The 21,917-nt window shown below is 57.9% G+C and carries 19 protein-coding genes; 18 read left to right on the top strand and 1 reads right to left on the bottom strand.

All coding sequences use genetic code 11. The features are described 5' to 3' along the window. Window positions 1-18: 18 nt before the first annotated feature. Window positions 19-1,314: a glucose-1-phosphate adenylyltransferase gene (locus tag FJ145_11155; protein MBM4261971.1), complete on the top strand. Its 1,296-nt coding sequence runs from the start codon at window positions 19-21 to the stop codon at window positions 1,312-1,314. Here FJ145_11155 and FJ145_11160 read toward each other — a convergent pair. Further along, on the bottom strand, window positions 1,307-2,491 hold the full coding sequence (locus tag FJ145_11160; GenBank protein ID MBM4261972.1) for a class I SAM-dependent RNA methyltransferase: 1,185 nt from the start codon (window positions 2,489-2,491) through the stop codon (window positions 1,307-1,309). The two genes, FJ145_11155 and FJ145_11160, sit on opposite strands and share 8 nt — an antisense overlap. A 195-nt stretch (window positions 2,492-2,686) precedes the next feature. On the opposite strand from FJ145_11160, the gene FJ145_11165 reads away from it, so the two are divergent. The 17 genes from FJ145_11165 (at window position 2,687) to FJ145_11245 (ending at window position 21,908) form a co-directional block, all read left to right on the top strand. Beyond that, complete coding sequence (locus FJ145_11165) at window positions 2,687-3,688, top strand: ABC transporter substrate-binding protein (GenBank protein ID MBM4261973.1); 1,002 nt, start codon at window positions 2,687-2,689, stop codon at window positions 3,686-3,688. A 248-nt stretch (window positions 3,689-3,936) separates the two neighbouring features. Beyond that, window positions 3,937-4,965 (top strand): hypothetical protein, encoded by a 1,029-nt coding sequence (locus FJ145_11170; protein ID MBM4261974.1) that lies wholly within the window; start codon window positions 3,937-3,939, stop codon window positions 4,963-4,965. Beyond that, a complete protein-coding gene (locus FJ145_11175) occupies window positions 4,962-6,278 on the top strand; it encodes an aminopeptidase P family protein (protein MBM4261975.1) in 1,317 nt (438 codons plus the stop codon). Before FJ145_11170 ends, FJ145_11175 begins: the two co-directional genes overlap by 4 nt. 232 nt (window positions 6,279-6,510) lie before the next feature. Then, the gene (locus FJ145_11180) at window positions 6,511-7,629 is read left to right on the top strand and encodes an amidohydrolase (protein MBM4261976.1); all 1,119 of its coding nucleotides are present in this window, start codon (window positions 6,511-6,513) and stop codon (window positions 7,627-7,629) included. Between the two features lie 27 nt (window positions 7,630-7,656). Continuing rightward, the gene (locus FJ145_11185) at window positions 7,657-8,598 is read left to right on the top strand and encodes an NAD(P)-dependent oxidoreductase (GenBank protein ID MBM4261977.1); all 942 of its coding nucleotides are present in this window, start codon (window positions 7,657-7,659) and stop codon (window positions 8,596-8,598) included. A 45-nt stretch (window positions 8,599-8,643) separates the two neighbouring features. Then, window positions 8,644-8,895: a hypothetical protein gene (locus tag FJ145_11190; protein ID MBM4261978.1), complete on the top strand. Its 252-nt coding sequence runs from the start codon at window positions 8,644-8,646 to the stop codon at window positions 8,893-8,895. Further along, window positions 8,892-9,860, top strand: a complete 969-nt coding sequence (locus tag FJ145_11195) for an NAD(P)-dependent oxidoreductase (GenBank protein MBM4261979.1) — start codon at window positions 8,892-8,894, stop codon at window positions 9,858-9,860. The genes FJ145_11190 and FJ145_11195 overlap by 4 nt, the downstream gene beginning before the upstream one ends. Before the next feature lie 5 nt (window positions 9,861-9,865). Next, on the top strand, window positions 9,866-10,864 hold the full coding sequence (locus FJ145_11200) for an ABC transporter substrate-binding protein (GenBank protein MBM4261980.1): 999 nt from the start codon (window positions 9,866-9,868) through the stop codon (window positions 10,862-10,864). Beyond that, window positions 10,650-11,840, top strand: a complete 1,191-nt coding sequence (locus tag FJ145_11205) for an NAD(P)-dependent oxidoreductase (protein ID MBM4261981.1) — start codon at window positions 10,650-10,652, stop codon at window positions 11,838-11,840. The genes FJ145_11200 and FJ145_11205 overlap by 215 nt, the downstream gene beginning before the upstream one ends. Beyond that, window positions 11,834-12,838, top strand: coding sequence for an ABC transporter substrate-binding protein (locus FJ145_11210; protein MBM4261982.1), 1,005 nt, complete (start codon window positions 11,834-11,836; stop codon window positions 12,836-12,838). Before FJ145_11205 ends, FJ145_11210 begins: the two co-directional genes overlap by 7 nt. After that, the gene (locus FJ145_11215; protein ID MBM4261983.1) at window positions 12,835-13,602 is read left to right on the top strand and encodes an SDR family oxidoreductase; all 768 of its coding nucleotides are present in this window, start codon (window positions 12,835-12,837) and stop codon (window positions 13,600-13,602) included. Before FJ145_11210 ends, FJ145_11215 begins: the two co-directional genes overlap by 4 nt. A gap of 104 nt (window positions 13,603-13,706) precedes the next feature. Continuing rightward, on the top strand, window positions 13,707-14,816 hold the full coding sequence (locus FJ145_11220) for an amidohydrolase (GenBank protein ID MBM4261984.1): 1,110 nt from the start codon (window positions 13,707-13,709) through the stop codon (window positions 14,814-14,816). Between the two features lie 6 nt (window positions 14,817-14,822). Further along, window positions 14,823-15,881 (top strand): hypothetical protein, encoded by a 1,059-nt coding sequence (locus FJ145_11225; GenBank protein MBM4261985.1) that lies wholly within the window; start codon window positions 14,823-14,825, stop codon window positions 15,879-15,881. A gap of 60 nt (window positions 15,882-15,941) precedes the next feature. Beyond that, window positions 15,942-16,967 carry an ABC transporter substrate-binding protein gene (locus FJ145_11230; GenBank protein ID MBM4261986.1) on the top strand — a complete coding sequence of 342 codons (1,026 nt, stop codon included), beginning with the start codon at window positions 15,942-15,944 and terminating at the stop codon, window positions 16,965-16,967. A 91-nt stretch (window positions 16,968-17,058) separates the two neighbouring features. Further along, window positions 17,059-18,522 carry a biotin carboxyl carrier protein gene (locus FJ145_11235; protein MBM4261987.1) on the top strand — a complete coding sequence of 488 codons (1,464 nt, stop codon included), beginning with the start codon at window positions 17,059-17,061 and terminating at the stop codon, window positions 18,520-18,522. Between the two features lie 199 nt (window positions 18,523-18,721). Further along, window positions 18,722-20,242, top strand: a complete 1,521-nt coding sequence (locus tag FJ145_11240; protein MBM4261988.1) for a peptide ABC transporter substrate-binding protein — start codon at window positions 18,722-18,724, stop codon at window positions 20,240-20,242. A gap of 139 nt (window positions 20,243-20,381) precedes the next feature. After that, entirely contained in the window at window positions 20,382-21,908 is a 1,527-nt protein-coding gene (locus FJ145_11245; GenBank protein MBM4261989.1) for a peptide ABC transporter substrate-binding protein, read from the top strand. Window positions 21,909-21,917 lie beyond the last annotated feature (9 nt).

Below are 21,917 nucleotides of genomic sequence, written 5' to 3' on the forward strand. Positions count from 1 at the left end.
TGACGTTAGACTGAACCTGTGAAAAAAGTCCTCGCGATTATCTTGGGCGGCGGTCAGGGGAGCCGCCTCTATCCGCTAACAAAATTGCGGGCCAAGCCGGCGGTGCCGCTGGGCGCCAAGTATCGGCTGATCGACATTCCGATCAGTAACTGCATCAATTCCGAAATCCAAAAAATTTACGTGCTGACCCAGTTTAATTCGGCGTCGCTCAACCGCCACATTACGCGGACCTATGCGATGGCTGGCGCCGGTTTCTCCCAAGGCTTTGTCGAAGTGTTGGCGGCGCAGCAGACCTCTGAAAAATCCACCTGGTTCGAAGGCACCGCCGATGCCGTCCGTAAGTACGGCAACCTGTTCGCCGAATGGAGCATGGATCAGTATCTGATCCTCTCCGGCGATCATCTTTACCGCATGAACTACGCCGATTTCGTTCAGCACCATCAAAAGACCAAGGCCGATCTTACCTTGTCGGTGGTGGCCGTCGATGAAAGCCGCGCCTCGGAATTTGGCTTGATGAAAATCGACCAGAACGGTCGCGTGACTGCGTTCAGTGAGAAGCCGACAGGGGAAGCACTCAAAGCGATGGCAGTGGACACCACGGTGCTGGGTCTCTCGCCGCAGGAGGCTCGCGCGAAGCCCTACATCGCTTCCATGGGCATCTATGTCTTCGAGAAGCAGGTGATGCACGATTTGCTGAGCGAAAAGGTTGAACGCACCGATTTCGGCAAAGAGATCATTCCCGCGGCCATCGAGCGGCACAAGGTGCAGGCTTATTTGTTCAACGACTACTGGGAGGACATCGGCACTATCGAGGCCTTTTACGACGCCAATCTGGCGCTCACCAAGCAGCCAGAGCCACTGTTTAGTTTCTATGATGAAAAAGCACCGATCTACACTCGCGAGCGCCATCTGCCACCGACCAAGCTGCTCGACAGCCACGTGATGGAGTCGATGGTGGGCGAGGGCTGCCTTTTGCGAGAATGCACCGTGAAGAAATCGGTCATCGGCGTGCGCTCGCGCATCGAAAGCGGCTCTGTGATCGACAGCGCTTTGCTGATGGGCTCGGATTTCTATGAGTCGCCGGTGGAACGTTTTCGCTTGCTGGAAAGCGGCGGTATTCCGCTGGGAGTCGGGAGCAACTCGACGGTCAAGAAAACCATCGTCGATAAAAATGCCCGCATCGGTCGCAACGTCCGGATTGTCAACAAAGACGGGGTTAGCGAGGGTGGCCGCGAGGCAGAAGGGTTCCTCATCAAGAGCGGTATCGTGGTCGTCATTAAGGACGCCACGATTCCAGACGGCACGATCATTTGATAGTCGAGTCGTGATCGGCGCCGGCCGCGCCAGCGGTAGTTTTGCGCAGGGTACCCGCGACCATTTTGTACTCGAACAAGCGACACTCCAAGGCGCCGTTGAACAGCGGCGTGCGCTTCGACACCGCTAGGCGGATCAGTTTGGGCAAGCGCATATCGGCGCTCAGGAAATAGGCTCGCCAGCCCGTGAACTGCTTTTTTAGCAAGTCGCCCAGCTTGGGGTAGAACTCGGCAAGTTGCTGCTGCTCGCCCAGGCGCACGCCATAGGGCGGGTTAGTAACGATGATGCCTTCCGGTGCGGGCGCGGTAAGCGACAGAGCGTCGGCCTGCTTGAGCTTGACGCACTCGCTTAAACCGGCGCGCGCGAGATTGGCGCGCGCAGCTTTGAGCACCCGGGCGTCGATGTCGCTGCCGAAGATTGCCAGAGGGCGCTTTGGCTGCTGCCGCGCTGTGGTTTGCCGCTGCAATTCCCGCCAGTGTTGCTCGTCGAAATTTCGCAATTTCTCAAAAGCAAATTCGCGCCCTAGCCCAGGCGCGATGTCGAGCGCCATGGTTGCCGCTTCGACTAGAATCGTCCCGCTGCCACACATCGGATCGAGCAGCGGCAGGTCCGGCGTCCAACCTGCTAGGCGCAATATCCCCGCCGCGAGATTTTCGCGCAACGGCGCCGCGCCGGTGGCGCCGCGCTGGCCGCGTTTGAACAGCGGCTCACCGGTGGTGTCGATGTAAAGTGTGAATCCGCGATCGGTTAGATGGGCTTGGATCGGAATATCCGGCGCCCGGGTGTCGACGCTAGGACGCTGATTCGACAAGCGGCGAATCTTGTCGCAGATCGCGTCTTTGATTTTGAGCGTGACGAAGTTGAGGCTGGTCAGTGGGCTCTTGGTGGCCGAGACATCGATGCGAATGGTGCGCGCTGGGTCGAAATACTGCGTCCACGGCAGGGCGAATGCGGTGCGATAAATATCGTCTTCGCCGGCGTAGCTCGCGCTGCCGACTCGCCACAGTACCCGGCTGGCGATGCGGCTCTCCAGATTAACGCGGTAGCACAGCGCGAAATTGCCGATGAACTCAACGCCGCCGCCCACCGCGTGAACTTTCTCCGCGCGCAGCTGGCGCAGCTCGTCTACCAACACCAACTCCAGGCCGCGCGGGCATGTGGCAAAGAATCTCTCCATGGTCCAGCAATTTCGACTGCGAGCAAGATTGCATGAGCCAGCACCGTTGTCGAGCACAGGTCAATGCGGTAGCGCTTTTAAACGTTGCGGCTCACTGATAAGGGTTGCCTAAATTTGAAGAGGAGAATTGCACCACGAAGGCGCGAAGCACACGAGGTTCGGAGAAGACTTTTTGATTCTTTTCTCTTTACCTTCATGATCTCGCGGTCAGATATAAGGTTTAGGGGCAGGGGGCTTGGGATGAAGAGATTTGCACTCGTATGTGTCTTGTTGGGCATCAGTTTTGGGCAAGGCGCGGCAGCGGAGAAGATCAAGTTATCGATCTCTTCGATCGACGTTTCGTTCTTGAACGCCGGTATCGCGCAGCAGCGCGGATTCTTCAAAGACGAAGGCCTCGATGTCGAAGTGATCCGGATGATTGCCAACGTGTCGATCAACGCCTTGGCCTCCGGTGACATTGATTATTCCATGGTATTTGCCTCGGTGATTCGCGGTGCGATGGTTGGTTTGCCGATGCGGGTGGTGGCTAATTTCATGGACAGCTCGACCCATGTGCTGTTGGCGCGGCCGCAATTCAAATCGGTGAAAGAGCTCAAGGGGCGAACCCTCGGCGTCAGTACCTTCGGCGCAACCGCCGAAGTGGCGGCCAAGATGATGATTCGCCAGGGCGGTATCGATCCGGACAAAGAAATGAAAGTGGTGCCCTTGGGCTCGACGGGGGCGCGCTTCGCGGCGTTAAAAGAAGGCATCGCCGACGTTGTTGTGCTCTCGCCGCCGGCCGACTCAGAAGGTGTCAAACAGGGCTTCAACGTCGTGGCGCGCGCGCATGAAGCGTTTCAAATGCCTTTTAGCGGCTTGGGGACCAATCTCAAGCGCTTAAAGGAGCGTCCCGATGAAGTGAAGCGGATGATCAAAGCGTTTATTCGCTCGAGCCGCTACGTGCGCCAAAACCGTGAAGGCGCCGTGCAGACGCTGATGAAATGGAGCCGCACCGACCGTGAGAGCGCTGAAGCGACTTATGACTCGACTTGGAAGATCTTCACCGAGGATGGCAACATGTCGCAGGACGGATTGAAGTTGGTGATCGATCAGGGGCGAGAGTCGAGCAAAATCACCCGTGCCGTAGCGATCTCAGAAGTGGCAGAGTTCGGCCCGCTGCGCGAAGCGCAGAAAGAGTTGGGAATAAAGCCGAGATAAGAGTGGCCACAAAAAGCGCAAAATAGAATCCGACATAGGGGCGGGTTTCAAACCCGCCCTCCGAATTTTCATCGTCGGGAGAATGCCGGCAAGTTGGAAGGTGGCTCTCCATGTTTAGCATCAAACTAGTCCTCTCCCCATTTTGTGCCCTCTGGGCTCTTTGTGGTTAAACCGCCCGAGTGTTTTGATCTTGATTCCCATCCGTTGGCTGTGATTTACCTGTGACGATCGGTTGTGGAGGCTGCGTCATGGACAGTCGGTCAGCGTTTAGACTCGTTCTCGTCGTTCTTTTGCTCTCGTGCGGTGTCGCCTCCGCTCAAGAGTCCTACTACAAAGGCAAACAGGTCACCTTTCTCGTCGGCGCGCCGCCGGGCGGTGGCTTCGACACGATGACGCGCATTGTCGCGCGCCATCTTGGACGCCACATCCCCGGGAATCCGATCGTCGTCGTGCAAAACATGCCCGGCGCGGGTACGGTGATCGCGGCTAATCATCTCTACAATCGTTCCAAACCGGATGGGCTCACCATCGGCGTGTGGGTCGGCAGCCTGGCGCTGCAAAAGTTCATGGGTGGCCCCGGTTTGGAGTTCGATCCGCTTAAGTTCGAATGGATCGGCGTGCCGGTGCAGCAGACGATGCTGTGCGCTTTCACCAAAGCTAGCGGCATCAACTCTATGGACAAATGGTATGCGTCCAAGACCCCGGTGAAGATGGGCGGGCAGGTGCCCGGGACGCGGCCTGACGATATTTCGTCGATCCTCAAAGCGGCGCTGAATCTGCCGATTCAATTGGTCCAGGGCTACAAAGGTACTGCTGATATCACGATGGCGGCCGAAGCGGGGGAGTTGGCGGGACAGTGTACCAGCTGGCAAGGCTTGAAAAGCAGTTGGCGCCGGCAGTATGAGGCCGGGGATGTGCACGTTGTGCTGCAAACCAATCGGAAATCGATTCCTGAATTGACACACGTGCCGCTGGCGATTAGCTACGCCAAGACTGAGGACGCCAAACAGCTCATCGAAGTCGGTATCCACGATCTGAATGCGATCACGCTGGCCTATTCCGCGCCGCCAGGAACGCCGAAGGACAAAGTGCAAACGCTGCGAAATGCGGTCGCTGCGACGTTGAAAGACCCGGCGTTTCTCGCTGATGCGAAGGCGGCGCAACAGGATGTCGATCCCATAGGTGGCGAAGATCTAGCTGCGACAATTGCCGGGTTCAAACGCATTCCCGGGCCAGTGATGGCCAAGTTGGCCGAAATATTGTTGCCGAAGAAATGACGAACCTGGATGCCGGCCTACGCCGGCATGACGATAACACGCAACGGCGATTCACGAGGAGAACAATGCTGCTGGCTGAAGAAGAACTCGAACGCATGCACAAGCGCTTTCCTTACCCGCGCTTTTCCAAGGCGGAGTACGAGCGCCGTTATCGCAACATCCGCGCGATGATGAAGGAAAAGAACCTCGATTGTTTGCTGGTCGTCGGCGGCTCGGCGGCCTACGGACGGCTCTGGTTCAATTTCCGTTACGTCACCAACATGATGGGCAAAGCGGAGCAGGCCAACTATTGTTTCATTCCCAAAGAAGGCGACCCGGCAGTCGTGACGCGCCCTGGCCATTCTCTAGCCGGCGGCATGCTGGCGCGCTCGGCATTGCGCAACATCATTGTTGGCCAACCTAGCGTGCTCGGCTCCATCGTCAACGAGATCAAAGACAAAGGCTACGATAAGGGCCGCGTTGGCATCGTCGAGTACGATCCCTATGTATCGATACCGCACAACCATTGGGAGTTTTTCACCAAGAATTTGCCGCAGGCCGAATTCGTCATCGTCACCAAAGAGTTCGTCGCGGTGCGATTGCTCAAGAGCCAGGAGGAGATCGACGCGCTGGAGAAATCAGCCGAGTACGGCGACGCGACGATTCTTGCCATGGCCGAGCGGGTGAAGCCCGGAATGACCGAAGGCGAGCTATTTGGCATCGCGCACGAGGCGGCCATGAAAGCCGGCGGCGAGATGGGCATGATTCAGTTGGGCTCGTCGCCGATGGACGATCCCGATATCAACGACCAGCGGCCGCGCCCGGTCGAGCGCGTGATCGGCCCGCGTGATTTCATCAACAACGAGATCGGTATTTTTCACAACGGCTACGAATCGCAAACCGGCAAGCCGATCATCACCGGCGCGCCGCCGAAATGGTTCGAAGAGATGTTCGAGCTGGCGCTGGAAGCTTACAAGCGGATCGAGCCGACGCTGCGAGTGGGGAGGACCAGCGAGGATTCGCTCAATGCGGGGAGGGTAGTGCTCGACTCGGGCTATGAGTACTACGGCGGTTTTCTCCAGGGCATGCTCGGCGCCAACCCGCGCCACGAGCCGCAGATCGGCTATGACCGGGTGCAGAGCAGCGAGGACCGGTTTTTGTTCGAAGCCGATGGCAAGCTGACTTATAAGCCAGGCATGATGTTCACTTTGCAAGTGCACCTGATCGACAAAGCGCACACGCGCAGTTTGTTCCTGGGTGACAGCTACGCGATCACGGAGAGCGGCGCCAAGTGCTTGAACAAAGTACCGCCGCAGTACTTTCGCGCGAAGTAGGAAATCGGGATCGGATGATTTAACCGCAAAAAGCGCAGAAGGCGCAAAATAAATTCGGATTGCCTCGCGCAAAGAGCGCAGAGAACGCAAAGTTTGGGAAAAAAAACCACTCACCACGAAGACATGAAGGACACGAAGTTCGGATAAAGAAATTGTTCTTTTCTTCTCTTCTCTTCTCTTACCTTCGTGATCTTCGTGTCTTCGTGGTGAGTGTCATCCGAACGGGTGCACTATGAAACACGGCTTTAAGACCTTTGACAGCGACATGCATGTTTACGATCACCCCGATCTCTACACGAAATATATGAATCCCCGCTGGGGCGATCGGGTGCCGGTGGCCGAAGGCTGGTCGCAACATGGCCGGCCGCAGTTCAGAATCGGCGGTGGCGCCAAGCTTAGGCCGCGCGATCGGTTGCTCGATGAATCGGAAAAGCGGGTCGAGCAGCGCTACGGCTTTGCCTTGGCGCGCGGCTACGACGCGGTGTCGCAGGTGCAGGCGATGGATATGGAAGGCCTCGATGCCGCGGTGCTGTTTCGCACCTCGCCGCTGCATTGCGATGAAACGTTTGAGCCCGAGTACGCCAACGATCTCTGCAAAGCCTGGAATAGCTGGATCGCCGATTTCTGCCGGGTCAGTCCCAAGCGGCTCAAAGCTTCGGCGCTGATCACGCTGCACGATGTCGATCTTGCCATCGACGAAGTCCGCCGCGCGGTGAACGAGTTGGGCGTGGCCGGCCTGTCGCTTTGCCCGGAGCCGATCAACGGCAAGTTCATCCACGATCGCCACTTCGACCCGCTCTGGGCGGAGATCGAAAAGTTAGGCGTCGCGCTTTGCTTCCATCCGCCGGCGGCGCCGAAGCAGGACCAGGTCGCTAACAAATTTTTTTCCCATCCCAACGGCAGCATCGTCGCTATGGCGCTGCGCAATCCGGTGGAGTTGATCCTCGCCGTGTCGGAGTTCTGCGCCGGCGGCGTGTTGGAGAAATTTCCCAAACTGCGGGTCGCCTTCCTCGAAGGCAATTGCGCTTGGCTGCCGTGGCTGCTCTATCGGCTCGACGAGCGCGCCAAGCTGCACGGGCCGCTGGCCGACGTGCCGCTGTCGAAGAAACCGAGCGATTATTTTTTCAAGCAATGCTTTATTTCCGTCGATCCCGATGAATCTCTGGTCACCGACGTGGTCCAGCGCATCGGCGACGACAATATCTTGATCTCCACCGACTACCCGCATATCGATGCCCACTTTCCCCATGCGCTGGATGAGTTTTTTGAGATCGAAGACCTGAGCGAAACAAGCCGGCGCAAGATATTGTGGGACAACTGTGTGCGTTTGTACGCAGTGGGAAACGACTAGCAATTTGCAATCGATCTGGGAGGAGTCATGGGCACAACCTTGGTAACCGGCGCCGGCCTGGTCGGCACATCCTTTGGACAAGTCGCACTTAAGCGCGGCGAAAAATTGGTCTATTTCGACCCGCAGCCGCGGCGCGACTTTCTTGATATGAAGCTCGGCAAAGGCAACTTTGAAGTGGTTCAAAAAGATGTGCGCGACTTGCCGGCGATCATTCAGGCGATCAAGGATTTTAAAGCCGAGACGGTATTGCACACGGCGGGTTTGATCGGTCCGCGGGTGGCCGATTCACTCTATACCGGTTTTCACATCAATGTTGTCGGCACGATGAACGTCGCCGAAGCGGTGCGCCTCACCGGCGTCAGGCGTCTGGTGCACATCAGCACCTTTGGCGTCTACGACTGGCGCCACCCGGCGCCGGCGCCGATCACTGAAGATTTCTACCGCGGCAGCGGCGTTCCTTATGGCAACTCCAAAGTTGCTAAAGAGCTGCTGTTGGAGTCCTACCGCAACATGCACAAGTTCGAGCTGATGGTGATTCGTCCGGCCAACGTCTACGGCCTCGGCCATTTCTGGTCAGGCTCGGGCGGCGGCGAGAAGATTCAAGCGTTGCTGGTCAGCGGCCTGAAGGGCGAAGTCGCCAAAATTCCGCAGGAGCAGACTATGGCGTTTGAATACATCTACTGCAAAGACATCGGCCGCGCCGTGGATCTAGCCGCGACGGTGCCGATGCCGGAGCAGAATATTTTCAACATCGCCGAAGGCAAAGTGACCTATTTCCAAGAGATCGTCGATATCGTCAAGAAGCTCTTGCCCAAGTGCTCGGTAGAGATCATTCCCGGCACCCCGCCGGTGTCGCGCACGCAGCACTTGGATATTTCCCGCGCGAAGAAATATTTGGGCTGGGAGCCGCAATATTCCATGGAGCAGGGCTTCCGCGATTACATAGAAGACTTGAAGCGGACAATGTGATTCGGAATTTCTCCCGCAAAGACGCAAAGGCGCAAAGGAAATTGGATGAAAAACGGCATGATGGCCCTCGATAGCGACATGCATGTCTATGATCCGCCGGATCTCTATCTAAATTACATGGATAAGAAGTGGGGCGACCGGATTCCCCGCGGCGAATGGCCCACCGACTATCCGCACATCGATTCCAAGTGGCCGCACGCGCTCAATAGTTTCTTGGCGATCAAAGGATTAGATCAAGTGTCGCAGCAGAAAATTCTCTGGGACAACTGCGCGCGTTTGTATGGGTTGAATCCATGAGCACACTAGTTTTCGGCGGCGCCGGTTTCGTCGGTTCCCATGTCGTGCGCAAGTTGATGGACGAGGGTGAGGACGTCGTTGCGCTCGATATCGGCATGCCCGATCCGCCGATGCCGCCGCTGCGCGATGTCATGGGCACGCTCAAATTCGAGATTTGCCATAGCGAGTACGCTGCCGAGGTCAACGACGCGGTGCGCCGGCACAAAGCCGATCGGGTGATCAATCTAGTCACTTCCTATTCTCCCGACTTTGAGAACAATCCGCCGCGCGGCGTCGATATCAACTTGCACACCCAGCTCAATATTCTCGAAGCGGCGCGCAATTTCGGCATCCAGCGCGTGATCCAGTCGAGCTCGAGCCACGTCTATGGCGCGGGCCGACCGGATGTGGTCGATGAAGAGAGCCTACCGCGACCCGATACGCTCTATGGCGCTTGCAAGGCGATGAATGAGTATCTTGGGCAGCATTATCACGAGCATTTCCGCATCGATCACGTGGCTCTGCGTTTTTGCCTGGTGCTTGGCTGGGGGCGCGGGCAGCGTAAGGTGCTCTCGCATCGTGGACCGTGGATCGTCGAGCTGTTTGAGCGACCGTTGGCCGGTTTGCCTGTCAGGGTGCCGTTCGCCTCGTCGAAGGGCTCGATCATCTATGTGAAAGATCTCGTCACCGTTTTGCTCACTGTTCTGCGTGCCGACAAATTGCCCCATCGGGTTTACGACGTGGTGACGGAGCCGCGCAGCAAAGCCGAAGCGGCAGCGATTGTGAAAAAACTACTCCCGGACGCCAAGATCGAGATCGACTTGCACGGCGCTTTCGGCGTAGAGCGGCCGCCGGAACGGATGACCGAGCGCGCCTGGCAGAACCCGCTACTGACGCGGGACTTCGGGTTTCGCGAAAAGTATTCCTACGAAGCCGCGATCACCGACTACATCCGCATGGCCCAGGACGGTCAGTTTAAGTGGTAGTGAAGATGCGCGCGCTCCGAGTTGCGCTATTCTCGATGCTCTGTGTCGCAGCCACGGTGGCGTCCGCGCAGGCGCAGCTCACCAAGATCAACGTTAGTTACAGCTCCATTAGCACGGACCAGCTGCCGCTCTGGGTCGGGAAGGAAAGCGGCATTTTCGCCAAGAATGGCCTCGATGTGCAGATGATCTATATTCGCGCAGCGATGTCGGCCATGGGGCTGCTCTCCGGCGATACGCCGATCGCTCAGGCCGCCGGGCCGGGGATCGTATCGAGCAACTTGCAGGGGTCGGACACAGTGATGGTCGGCGGCGGTGTGGTGGCGCTCAATCATTGGCTGGTGAGCCGGCCGGAGATCAAGACGCCGCAACAGTTGAAGGGCGGCAACGTCGCGGTCGGCGCGATCGGCTCTTTGACCGACTACGTAGCGCGTTTCGCGCTGCAAAAGATCGGTCTGACGCCGCTCAAAGATGTGTCGATGCTCGCCATCGGCGCGCCGCCCGATCGCATCCTCGCCGTGGAATCGGGCCGCGCGCAGGCGACGGTTTTGATTCCGCCCGGCAGCTTTTCCATGCAGAAGCGCGGCTACAATGTCTTGGCCGACGTGGCCGCGCTCGGCTTGCCATACCAGGTTGCCGGTGTAGCCACCACGCGCCGCTTTATCGAGAAGAATCCCGACATCGTGCGGCGCTACATGCGCGCGCAAATCGAGACCGTGCACCGGATGAAAACCGATCGCGAGACGACGATCAAAGTGCTGATGAAATATTTTTCCGGTCTCAAGGACCGCGATGTGTTCGACAAAACCTACGATCAGATTGTCGGCAGCGATAAGATTCTGCCCCCGAAGCAGTATCCGACTTTGGAAGGCCTCAAGACGATACTGGAGACCCTGGCAGAGCGGGAACCCAAGGCGAAGACGGCCAAGCCTGAGGACTTTGTCGATATGCGCTTTGCCAAAGAGTTGGACGACAGCGGCTTTGTCGACCGGCTTTATCGACGATGAGGAACTTATGAGCACACTGGTCTTCGGCGGCGCCGGGTTTGTCGGTTCCCACGTGGTGCGCAAATTGATGGACGAGGGCGAGGACGTCGTCGCCCTCGACATCAGCATGCCCGATCCGCCGATGCCGCCGCTGCGCGATGTCATGGGCAAGCTCAAGTTCGAGTACTGCCATGGCGAGTACGCCGCCGAAGTCGATAGCGCGGTGGCGCGGCAGAAGCCCGACCGGATCATCAACTTGGTCACGTCCTACCTGCCGGAGTTCGAGAACAATCCGCCGCGCGGCGTCGATATCAACTTGCACACCCAGCTCAATATTCTCGAAGCGGCGCGCCATTTCGGGGTCAGGCGAGTCGTGCAGTCGAGCTCGGGCCACTACTACGGGCCCGACCGCGGCGAATGGGTCAATGAGGACAGCCTGGCCAATCCCGATACTCTGTACGGCGCCTGCAAGGCGATGAACGAGTACCTTGGCATGCATTATCACGAACGCTTCGGCGTCGACTTCGTGGCACTGCGCTTTTCACTGGTGCTGGGCTGGGGCAGAGGGCAGCGCAAGTTTATTTCGGATCGCGGCCCGTGGATCGTCGATATTTTCGAGAAGCCGCTGGCCGGGCTGCCGGTGCGCATTCCGTACGCCGCCAAAGAAGGTTCGGTGGTTTATATCAAAGACTTGGTCACGATCATCATGACCGTGCTGATGGCGCCCAAGCTGCCGCATCGGGTTTACGATGTCGTCACCGAACCGCGCAGTAAAGCCCGGGCGGCCGAGATCGTGCGCAAGTTGATTCCAGGAGCGCAGATCGAGCTCGATATGAATGGCGCCTTCGGCCAAGAGTGGCCGGTGGAAAAACCGCCCAGACGCGCTTGGGAGAAAATGCGCTTGACGGAAGATTTTGGTTATCGGCATAAGTATTCCTTCGAAGCGGCGATTGCCGATTACATTCAAATGGCCAAGGCGAACAAGTTTTCATGGTAACTCGTTGTTCGGGAGGGGCGATGATTCTCCATCGATGGGTGGGTGCCAATCTATTACTCGCCGCGCTCCTCTGGGCGCCGGTGCTCCACGGCGCGGAAAAACTCAATCTCGGCTATGCCCAGGGGAGCGGTCTCTGGCCGTTCTGGGTGGCCATCGACGGCGGCTATTTCAAACAGAACGACCTTGACGTCCAAGCCGTGATGACCGGCGGCTCCGGTGTCACCATGGCAGGCCTCATCTCCGGTGATCTGTTCGTTTCCGCGGGCGGCAGCGCGGCGGGTGTTTCTCTGGTCGGCAGCGGCGCGGCGATCGTGCTCATCGGCCGCTGCGGCCGGCCGCCGTTTACGCTGGTGACCTCCGACCCGACCGTGCGCACGATCAAGGATCTCAGGGGCAAAGTGATTACTACCGGCACCGGGCAAAGCGGCGATCTGGTGCTGCGCGACCTGCTGCAGCGAAACGGCATGAAGGTCAATGATTTGCAGTATATCTACCAGGCCGATCAACAGGCCCGTTACATGTCGGTGCTTAATCAGCGCGCCGCTGCTGCGGTGATCAGCCCGCCCTACGATCTGATGGCGCGCAAAGCCAACCTGCGCGAGCTAGCCGATTTCAACACGGTCGGCAGCCCGCTCATGACCTGCGGCATCTGGGTGCGTAAGAATAACCTGGAGCAGCGCGGTGCGACGCTGGAGCGCTTCATCCGCGCCTACGTCCAGGCCGTGGCGCGGTTTCATCTCGACCGGCCGTTTGCCGTGCAATCGTTTCTCAAACACACCAGAAGCAAAGACATGGAGACCGCCGAGCACACCTACCGGCGCCAGGTCGACCTGGTGCCGCGCAAGCCCTATGTGATCAACGACGCGCTGCAGCCGTTGATCGATCAGGCGCTCGAAGCGAAGCCGGATATGAAAGCGCGCAAGCCGGAGGAGTTCTACGACAATCGCATCGTCAAAAAGCTCGACGAGTCGGGCTTCATCGACGGACTCTACAAATGAATAACGCTTTTGCAGCCCGGGCATTGCAAGACAAAGTCGCCCTGGTCACCGGAGCCGGCCACGGTATCGGCAAAGCGACGGCGACGTTGCTGGCGGAGCTGGGCGCGAAAGTAATTGTGAACGACGTCAACGCTGGCACCGCCCGGCAGACGGCATCCGAGCTATCAAGCCGCGGCTTGGCAGCGATCGCCTGTCCTGCCGACGTGACGTCGCGCGGCGCAGTTGCGCAGATGATCGGCGACGCGGTTGGGCAAAACGGCGCGCTCGACATCCTGGTCAACAACGCCGGCAGTACCCTGGGCGAACAGAAGTTCGACAGCTTTGCCGACGAAGACGAGGAGCTGATTGAGCGCATCGTTCAATTGAACCTCATGGGCGCGGTGTGGTGCTCACGCGCGGCGGTCAAGCACATGAGCGCGCGCAGGAGCGGCTGCATTATTAGCGTTTCGTCCAGCGTCGCGCTGCCCGGCGATCCCAAGTTTATGGCTTATTCCACCGCGAAAGGCGGCATCATCAGCTTCACCCGCTCGCTGGCGCGCCAGATGGCGCCCTTCGGCGTGCGTGTGAATGCGATCGTGCCCGGCACCATCAACTCGGGGAATCGGAGCCCCGAGTATTTGGTGAAACAAATTCAGCGCGTGCCGTTGGGCCGCGCCGGCACCTCCGAAGATGTCGCGAACGCCATCGCATTTCTGGCGTCGGATGCGGCGAGTTTTATCACCGGCCAAGTGTTGCCTGTGAATGGCGGGCAGACAATGCAGTGATGGTGTGTCAGTCTCGGGTTGCCGGTTTCGCGTTTTGGTTGCGCGCCGATGCAGTCTTTGCACTCGGAACCGAAAATCCAAGAAAACTTAGTAAGGAGTAAAGAATGAAAAACGGATTCAAAGCCTTTGACAGCGACATGCATGTCTACGATGCCGCCGGCATGTACGAAAAATACATGGACCCGAAATGGGGCGCGCGCGTTCCGGTGGGCCAGCGCAACGGCAAGCATGGCCGGGTGGAGTTCAAGATCGGCGGCGGGCAAAAGATGCGGGCGATCACCGAGGTGATTAACCACGGCCAACAAGTAGTCGCCGACCGTTACGCTTTCGCCGTGGCGCGCGACTACGATCCGGTGTCGCAGCTCCAGGGCATGGACATGGAAGGGTTGGACGTCGCCGTGCTCTTCCGCACCTCGCCCCTGCACTGCGATGAGACGTTAGAGCCGTCATACGCCAACGATTTGTGCAAAGCTTGGAATAGCTGGATTGCCGACTTTTGCAAAGAAGATCCCAAGCGCCTCAAAGCCTCGGCATTGATTACACTGCACGACGTCGATCTCGCCGTGGAAGAGGTGCGCCGGGTTGTCCATAAGCTTGGCATCCGCGCCTTGTCGCTTTGCCCTGAGCCGATCAATGACAAGCGGATCCACGACCGCCATTTCGATCCGCTCTGGGCCGAGATCGAGAAACTCGGCGTCGCACTGTGCTTTCATCCGCCGGCGCGGCCCAAACAGGACCAGGTGGCGAACAAATTCTTCGGTCATCCGAACGCTAACATCATCGCCTTGGCGCTGCGCAACCCGGTGGAGCTGATCCAGGCGATCTCATGCTTTTGCGCCGGCGGCGTGCTGGAGAAGTTTCCCAACTTGCGCATCGCTTTTCTCGAAGGCAACTGTGCCTGGCTGCCCTGGCTGCTCTATCGCCTCGATGAGCGCGCCAAGCTGCACGGCCCGTTGGCCGATGTGCCGCTGTCGAAAAAGCCGAGCGATTATTTCTTGCAGCAATGCTTTATTTCGATGGATCCTGACGAGGAGCTTGTCACCGACGTGATCAAGCGGATTGGCGATGACGCGGTTCTGATTTCGACGGATTATCCGCATATCGATGCGCACTTTCCCCATGCGTTAGATGAGTTTTTCGAGATTGAGGGCATTGGCGATGCGAGCCGGCGCAAGATTCTATGGGACAACTGTGCGCGTCTGTACGGGATGTGATTTTCGATGCGGCGCGATGAAACGCGGGCGACCAGGCGGTCGCCCCTACAGAAGGCGCAGAGAATGGGTGGTCGCGCTATTGTGAACTGTCTGCGGTCAACGACGTTGGTGCTACTCCTTTCGTTATCTTCCTTTTGTCAGGCAGCGGAGACGCCGGCCAAAACCATCTTCGCCTACGGCGCCATCAACGCCTACATGACCTCGACCTGGGTCGCCAGGGATCTCGGCTTGTTTCGCAAACACAACGTCGAGGTCGAACCGGTGTTCATCATTGCCGGGCGCGCCGCGCCGGCGATGCTCGCCGGTGAAGTGCAGGTGGGACTCATCGGGCCGACCCATGTGACTAACGCGGTGGCGGCGGGCGGCGACATGGTGATGTTCATGGGCAATCAGAACAACGTGCGCTACATTTTGGTTGTCCACCCGAGCATCAAGCGGCCCGAAGACTTGAAGGGCAAGCGCATCGCCATCGGCGCCAGCCAAGCGGGGCTCGCCTCGCTGGCGACCCATGCGGCGTTGGATCACATGGGGCTCAACGCCAAGCGCGATAACGTCACGCTGCTCTTAATCGGCGAGGAGCCGCTGCGGCTGGCCGCCTTACAGACCGGCAACGTCCAGGGAACGTTGATCGCGCCGGAGTTGGCCGGCGTCGCGGCGAGCCAAGGCTTTCCGATCCTGCTCGACATGGCCAAGCTCAATATTCCCTTCCAAGCGAGCGGCATGGTGACCACACGGCGCATCATGAAAGCCGATCCTATCATGCTCGAAAGGGTCGGCCGGGCGACCGTCGAGTCGATTCAATACATTCGCAACCCGGCCAACAAGAAGACTGTCTTGGGCATCATGACGAAGAATCTCAAACTCTCGAAGCCTGACAAAATCGAGCTGTCGTACAACGATCTCGTCGAAGAGTTGCCGCGCAGCATTTGCCCGACGGTGCCGGGGGTGCGCTCGGTGATGAAGTTCATGGCCGATCTCGGCTTGAACGCCAAAGCGGCCCAGATGAAGACCGACGAGGTTGTCGACCTGACGCTCTGCAAACGTTTGGGAGGGGATGGCAACTGACTAAAAGATCGATGGATTATTGCATGCTACGACATTGGGCGTATATGATCTTTTCATTAATTGAAAACGGAGAACGCAAAATTGAAACTTTTCGGAACGGTTCGGCCATTCCTGCTTAGCGCTCTAGTCCTCAGCTTCCTGCTGCTTCACACATCTCGCTCCACTTGGGCGAGGGACAGGCTGGTTATTGGCTACACCGCGATTACAGGCATCAAGGCGGGCCTGTGGGTTGCCGAAGATGCCGGGATCTTTGACAAGCACAACATTCAAGCCGACATGATTTTGGTTACCTCGGCATCGAAGATGGTGCAGGCCATGCTTGGCGGCGACGTGCCGTTTGCCGCGGCGGGCGGCAACGCCGCCGTCGATGCCAGTCTCTCCGGCGCCGATATGGTGATGCTCGGTGTGCTCGCCAAGGTGCCGGCGTTTTACATCATGGCGCTGCCGGAGATCAAAACCATCGAAGATTTGCGCGGCAAGCCGGTGGGGGTGACGCGCTTCGGTTCGTCCACCGATTTCACCATGCGCTATCTGTTGCGTAAGCATGGGATGAATCCAGACCGTGACGTGACGATGATTCAAGCCGGCGATTTGAACGCGGCGGCGGCGATGCTCAAGACCAAGGCGATCGTTGCGGCGCCGTTTTCAAGCCCAGCCAATTTGCGCGCACAGGAAACGGGCGCGCGGTCATTGCTCAACATGGGGACGGCAGGCGTTTACTTTCCCCATGATGCTCTGATGGCGCGCCGGTCATTCGTTGCGGCCAACGAAGATCTCGTGCGCCGGCTGACTCGCGCCTACTCCGAGGGTGTGCACCGGCTGTTCACCGATCCGGCGGCTGGCAAGAAGGCAGTGCGAAAATATGCGCGGACGAGTGATCCCAAAGTTATTGACGCGGTCTATCAGTACGCCCTCGACTATGTGGAAAAGATCCCCTACAACTCGAAGGAAGCGGTGCAGGAGGTTTTGAGCCAGGCCGCGGTGCGTAATCCTAAAGCGAAGGACGCCAAGCCAGAGAGCTTCTACGATGATCGGTTCGTCAAAGAGTTGGATGGGCAGGGTTTTTATAAGCAGCTTTGGAAATAATTGAAAATTGAAAATGGAAAATTGAAAATTTTCGGAATCCGTAGTGCCAAGAGGCACTGTTGATACAGACAATTGAAGTGCCGCCAGTCCAATGGAAGAAATTCACATAGTCGATACTACGCTGCGCGACGGCGACATCAGTCTGTGGGCTTATGGCATGACCACGGGCATGATGCTGCCGACGCTGCGCCATTTGGACGAAGCCGGTTTCGACTCCATGGAATTTTTCTTGCAGCAGCGCTTCAAGAAATTTGTCCGCGAGCACAAGGAAGATCCGTGGGATTGGCTGCGATTGGGCACGAAAGAAATCAAGAAAACCCGGCTGCGCTATCACGGTGGCATCCACAGCGGCTTTGAGTTTATTCCGGAGTGCATTCGCAAGCTGGTGATCAAGACGGTCGCCAAATACGGTGTCGACCTCACCCGCACGTCGAGCTTCTGGAACGATTTCGATGAGCTCGCCCATGAGACCAAGGAGCTGCGCGAGCTGGGCATGGAGGCGGTGGTCAACTTAATCTATTCGATCTCACCACGCCACACCGACGCGTACTACGAACAGAAAGCCAAGGACGCCGCGGCGATCAAGCCCTATCGCATCTGCTTCAAAGATGTTGGCGGCATGCTCACGCCCGAGCGCACGCGCGACTTGGTGCGATTGATCAAGCGGCACACCGGCGACATTCCCATTGAATTCCACGCCCACTGCAACAACGGTCTCGCGCCGTTCAACCTGCTCGAAGCGGTGAAAGAAGGGATTCGCATCGTGCACACGGCGATCCCGCCGCTGGCCAACGGCTCGTCGCAGCCGTCAGTGTTCAACGTCGCCCATAATTTGACCGCTTTGGGCTACAAGCCGTTGGTGAATCTCGACGCGCTGCCGCCGGTGAGCGAACATCTCTCGGCGGTGGCCCAGCAGGCCAACTTGCCGATCGGCGCGCCGCGCGAATACGACCAGGCGTGGTATCGCCATCAGATCCCGGGCGGAATGATTTCCAATCTTTTGCATCAACTGAAACTCATGGGCAAAGGCGACAAGCTCGACGAAGTGCTGGAAGAGACGGCGCTGGTGCGCGCTGAGTTGGGCTATCCGATCATGGTAACGCCGCTGTCGCAGTTTGTCGGTGCCCAGGCGGCGATTAACGTGATGGTGGGCGAGCACTATAAGGAAGTGACCGATCAGGTGATCCAATACGCGCTGGGTCAGTGGGGCAACGAAGGCAGCGCGCATATGGATAACGAGGTCAGAGCGAAGATCCTCGATCGCAAACGGGCGCGCGAGCTGGCCGAGGTGAAACATGCTGAGCCGACGCTCGAAGAAGTGCGGCGCCAGTACGGCGGCGCGCATTTGTCGGACGAAGAGTTGATTCTGCGCTACTATGCGGGACCGGAGTTTGTCGACGCGCTCAAATCGGCGCCGCCGCGGAAGGAATATCTCGACGGGCGCAAGCCGTTGGTGCGACTGATGGAAGAGATCGGCAAGAGAAAACAAACCGGGTATGTTTCGATTCGGAGGGGAGATTTTTCGCTTGAGCTGCGCAGAGCAAGTGTCGATTGAATGCACAAAGTGATTTCCGACCTCCACTCCCTTTGGGAAGGGATTGAGGTGAGGGCGCATCGTGGCGCGATTCTGCCACACTTCGAACAGCCCTCACCCTAGCCCTCTCCCAAAGGGCGAGGGAACCGGATCGTCTCAGTGCCGCACTGATGCTTTTTGTCGAAAAGAGGACTAACAATTCCAATGTGACGGAGGTTCTATGAAATCACGATTAGTGCAATCGTTATTCGTATGGGCAAGCGTTTTGATATCGTTAGGATCGGCGCGCCAGCTCAGTGCGGAAACGCGCATCTCGGTGGGCGTCACCGAGACGATGGAGACGTTCAACCCCTACGGTGAGAGCGTCTCATTGATGTATAGCGTGTGGTGTCAGGTGCTGGGCTGCCTCGGCACCTACGATTTCGCCCAGGGTAAGAATGTAGGTCTCTTGGTCGAACGTTGGGAGACCAAAGACCCGAAGACCTGGTATTTCTACCTGCGGAAAGACGCGCGTTTTCACGACGGCTCGCCGGTGACGGCCGAAGACGTGGTGCACTCGCTGCGGCGCACGCGCGACGATCCCTATACCAAACAGAGGCAATTGATTGCGCCGGTGGCGAGCGAAAGTGTCGTGGATAGCCATACGGTTAAGGTCGTCACTAAAGAACCCACCGCGCCGTTGCTCGATTACCTCTTTGATCGCATCATCATCACCAGCAAAGCTGTCTACGACAAATACGGCCCGGAGGTGACCGACCGGCAATATCCCATCGGCGCCGGGCCATACAAGTTTCGCGAGCTGATTCCCGGCCAACGCCTGGTGATCGGCAAAGACCCGCGCCACCCGATGTGGAAGCAGCACAAACAAGCGCCGGACGAAATCGTTTTTCGCATCATGCGCGAGCCGGAACAGCGGGTCACTGCGTTGCTGAACAACGAAATCCAGGTCGCCATGTTTGTGCCGCCGCATATGCGCGAGCGGGTGGATCGCAGCGCCAACCACAAGATCGCCAAATTCAACAGCGCAGAAGTGATGTTTCTGGCGATGATGCCTAAGTTCAAGCCGTGGGATAACAAGCTTTTGCGCCAGGCTGTGACCTATGCCATCGACCGCGACACGATCGTCAAAACCATTTTGCGCGGAGAGGCCGATCGCATCGAGGGGCCGCTGGCGAGCGGCATGTTCGCGTTTGACCCTAATCTGCAGCCGCGCCAGACCTACAATCCGGAAAAAGCCAAAGAGCTCGTCAAGCAGGCCGGCTATCCCAACGGCCTCGATGTCGAGCTGTTCACACCGGTCAACCGCTACACTTTCGATAAACAATTGACCGAAGCGATGGTGCCGATGCTCACCGCCGTCGGCATCCGCACCAAACTGATGACGCCCGAATGGGCGACGCTGTGGGCCAACGTGCAAACCGGCAAAGTGCCGTTCTACTACATGGGGCGCGGCAGCGTCGTCGATCCGAGCGCGTATCTGGCGCAATATTTCGAGACCGGCGGCTCGCCGCGCATCGGTTTTTCCCATCCGAAAGTGGACGAGTTGTTGGCGCAGGAGCGGCAGACGTTTGACGTCGAAAAGCGCAAAAGAGTCCTGCGCCAGGCGATGAGCGTGATCAACGAGGAGGCGCCGGCGGCGTTTTTATGGCGCCACCAGCTCTATTTCGGCATGAGCAAAAACATCGATTACAATCCGTTGCCCAGCGAGCGGCTTTACGGTTGGAACATCAAAGTCAAATAAGAATCGAAAACCCTCGCCCGCTTGCGGGCGAGGGCGGGGGGGTCCATCTTACCGCGTTGATGTCGGAAGACGAGGTCCTTCGCCCATCGGCTCAGGCTGACAAAGCTGTCGATTTCCCTATGGTAGCATAGGAGCAGGTATGAAGCAGCATAGTTTTGGATTGTTTGCCTTTGCGCTTGCGCTTACGGTTACGGCAGGGCTGTGCTCGACAGCGAGCCGCGCCGCTGAAACTCGCGTCTCGGTCGGCGTTACCGAGACCATGGAAACGTTTAATCCCTACGGCGACAGCGTGGCGTTGATGTACGGCGTCTGGTGTCAGGTGTTGGGCTGTCTCGGAACCTATGATTTTGACAAGGGTCAGTATGTTGGAACAATCGCGGAGCGCTGGGAAGTCAAGGATCCCAACAACTGGATCTTCCACGTGCGCAAAGGAGTGAAATTTCACAACGGCACGCGCGTGACGGCGCATGATATCGTTCACTCCATAGGGCGTGCACGCAAGGATCCGCTGAGCAAGCAGACGATTATTGTTGCCGCCGTGGCGAGCGAAAAAGCCTTGGACGATTACACCGTTCAATTGACGACGAAAATTCCCACGGCGCCGCTGCTCGACTATCTCTTCGACCTGCTGATCATCACCAGCAAGGATCTGTACGACAAGTATGGTCCGGAGGTGGCCGACCGGCAGTATCCCATAGGTGCAGGACCCTACAAGTTCCGCGAATTGATTCCCGGCCAACGTTTGGTGATCGGCAAAGACAAAACGCACCCGATGTGGAAGCAGTATCCGCAGGCGCCCGATGAAATTGTTTTTCGCATCATGCGCGAGCCGGAGCAGCGGGTGACGGCGCTACTCAGCAACGAAATCCAAATCGCCCAATTCGTGCCGCCCCATATGCGCGAGCGGGTGGAGAATAGCCCCAACCATAGGATCGTAAAACTTCTCGCTAACGAGCTCATGTTTTTGGCCATGATGAATAAAGTTAAGCCGTGGGATAATAAGCTGGTGCGCCAAGCGGTGGCCTACGCGATCGATCGCGACACGATTATCAAAACTTTGCTGCGTGGCGAGGCGTCGAGGCTCGATGGTCCTTTGGGCGAGGGGCAGTATGGCTACGATCCCAATTTGCAGCCGAAATACACTTACAATCCGGAGAAAGCTAAAGAACTTCTAAAGCAGGCCGGTTATCCGAATGGTGTCGACGTGGAGCTGCAAACCCCGGTGGGGCGGTACACTCTCGACAAACAACTGACTGAAGCGATGATTCCGATGCTCAACGCGGCGGGCTTTCGCGCCAAGCTGCTGACACCGGACTGGGCGACGCTATGGGCTAACGTCCAAGTCGGCAAGGTACCGTTCTACTACATGGGCCGCGGTAGCGTGCTCGATCCTAGCCTCGCGCTGGCGCAGTATTTCGAAACCGGCGCATCGCCGCGCATCGGTTATTCCAATCCCAAAGTAGACGAACTACTGCAGCAGGAGCGACAAACTTTCGATCCGGCGAAACGCAAAAAGATTCTGGCACAAGCGATGAGCTTGATCACGGAAGATGCCCCGGCGCATTTTCTTTGGCGCCATCAGTTGTTTTTTGGCATGGCCAAGAACGTCGAGTACCGGCCGCTGCCCAATGAGCGGATTTATGGCTGGAACATAAAAGTAAAGTAGAAACGGAGA

This window comes from Deltaproteobacteria bacterium, from assembly GCA_016874755.1.
Lineage (GTDB): Bacteria > Desulfobacterota > Binatia > UBA9968 > UBA9968 > DP-20.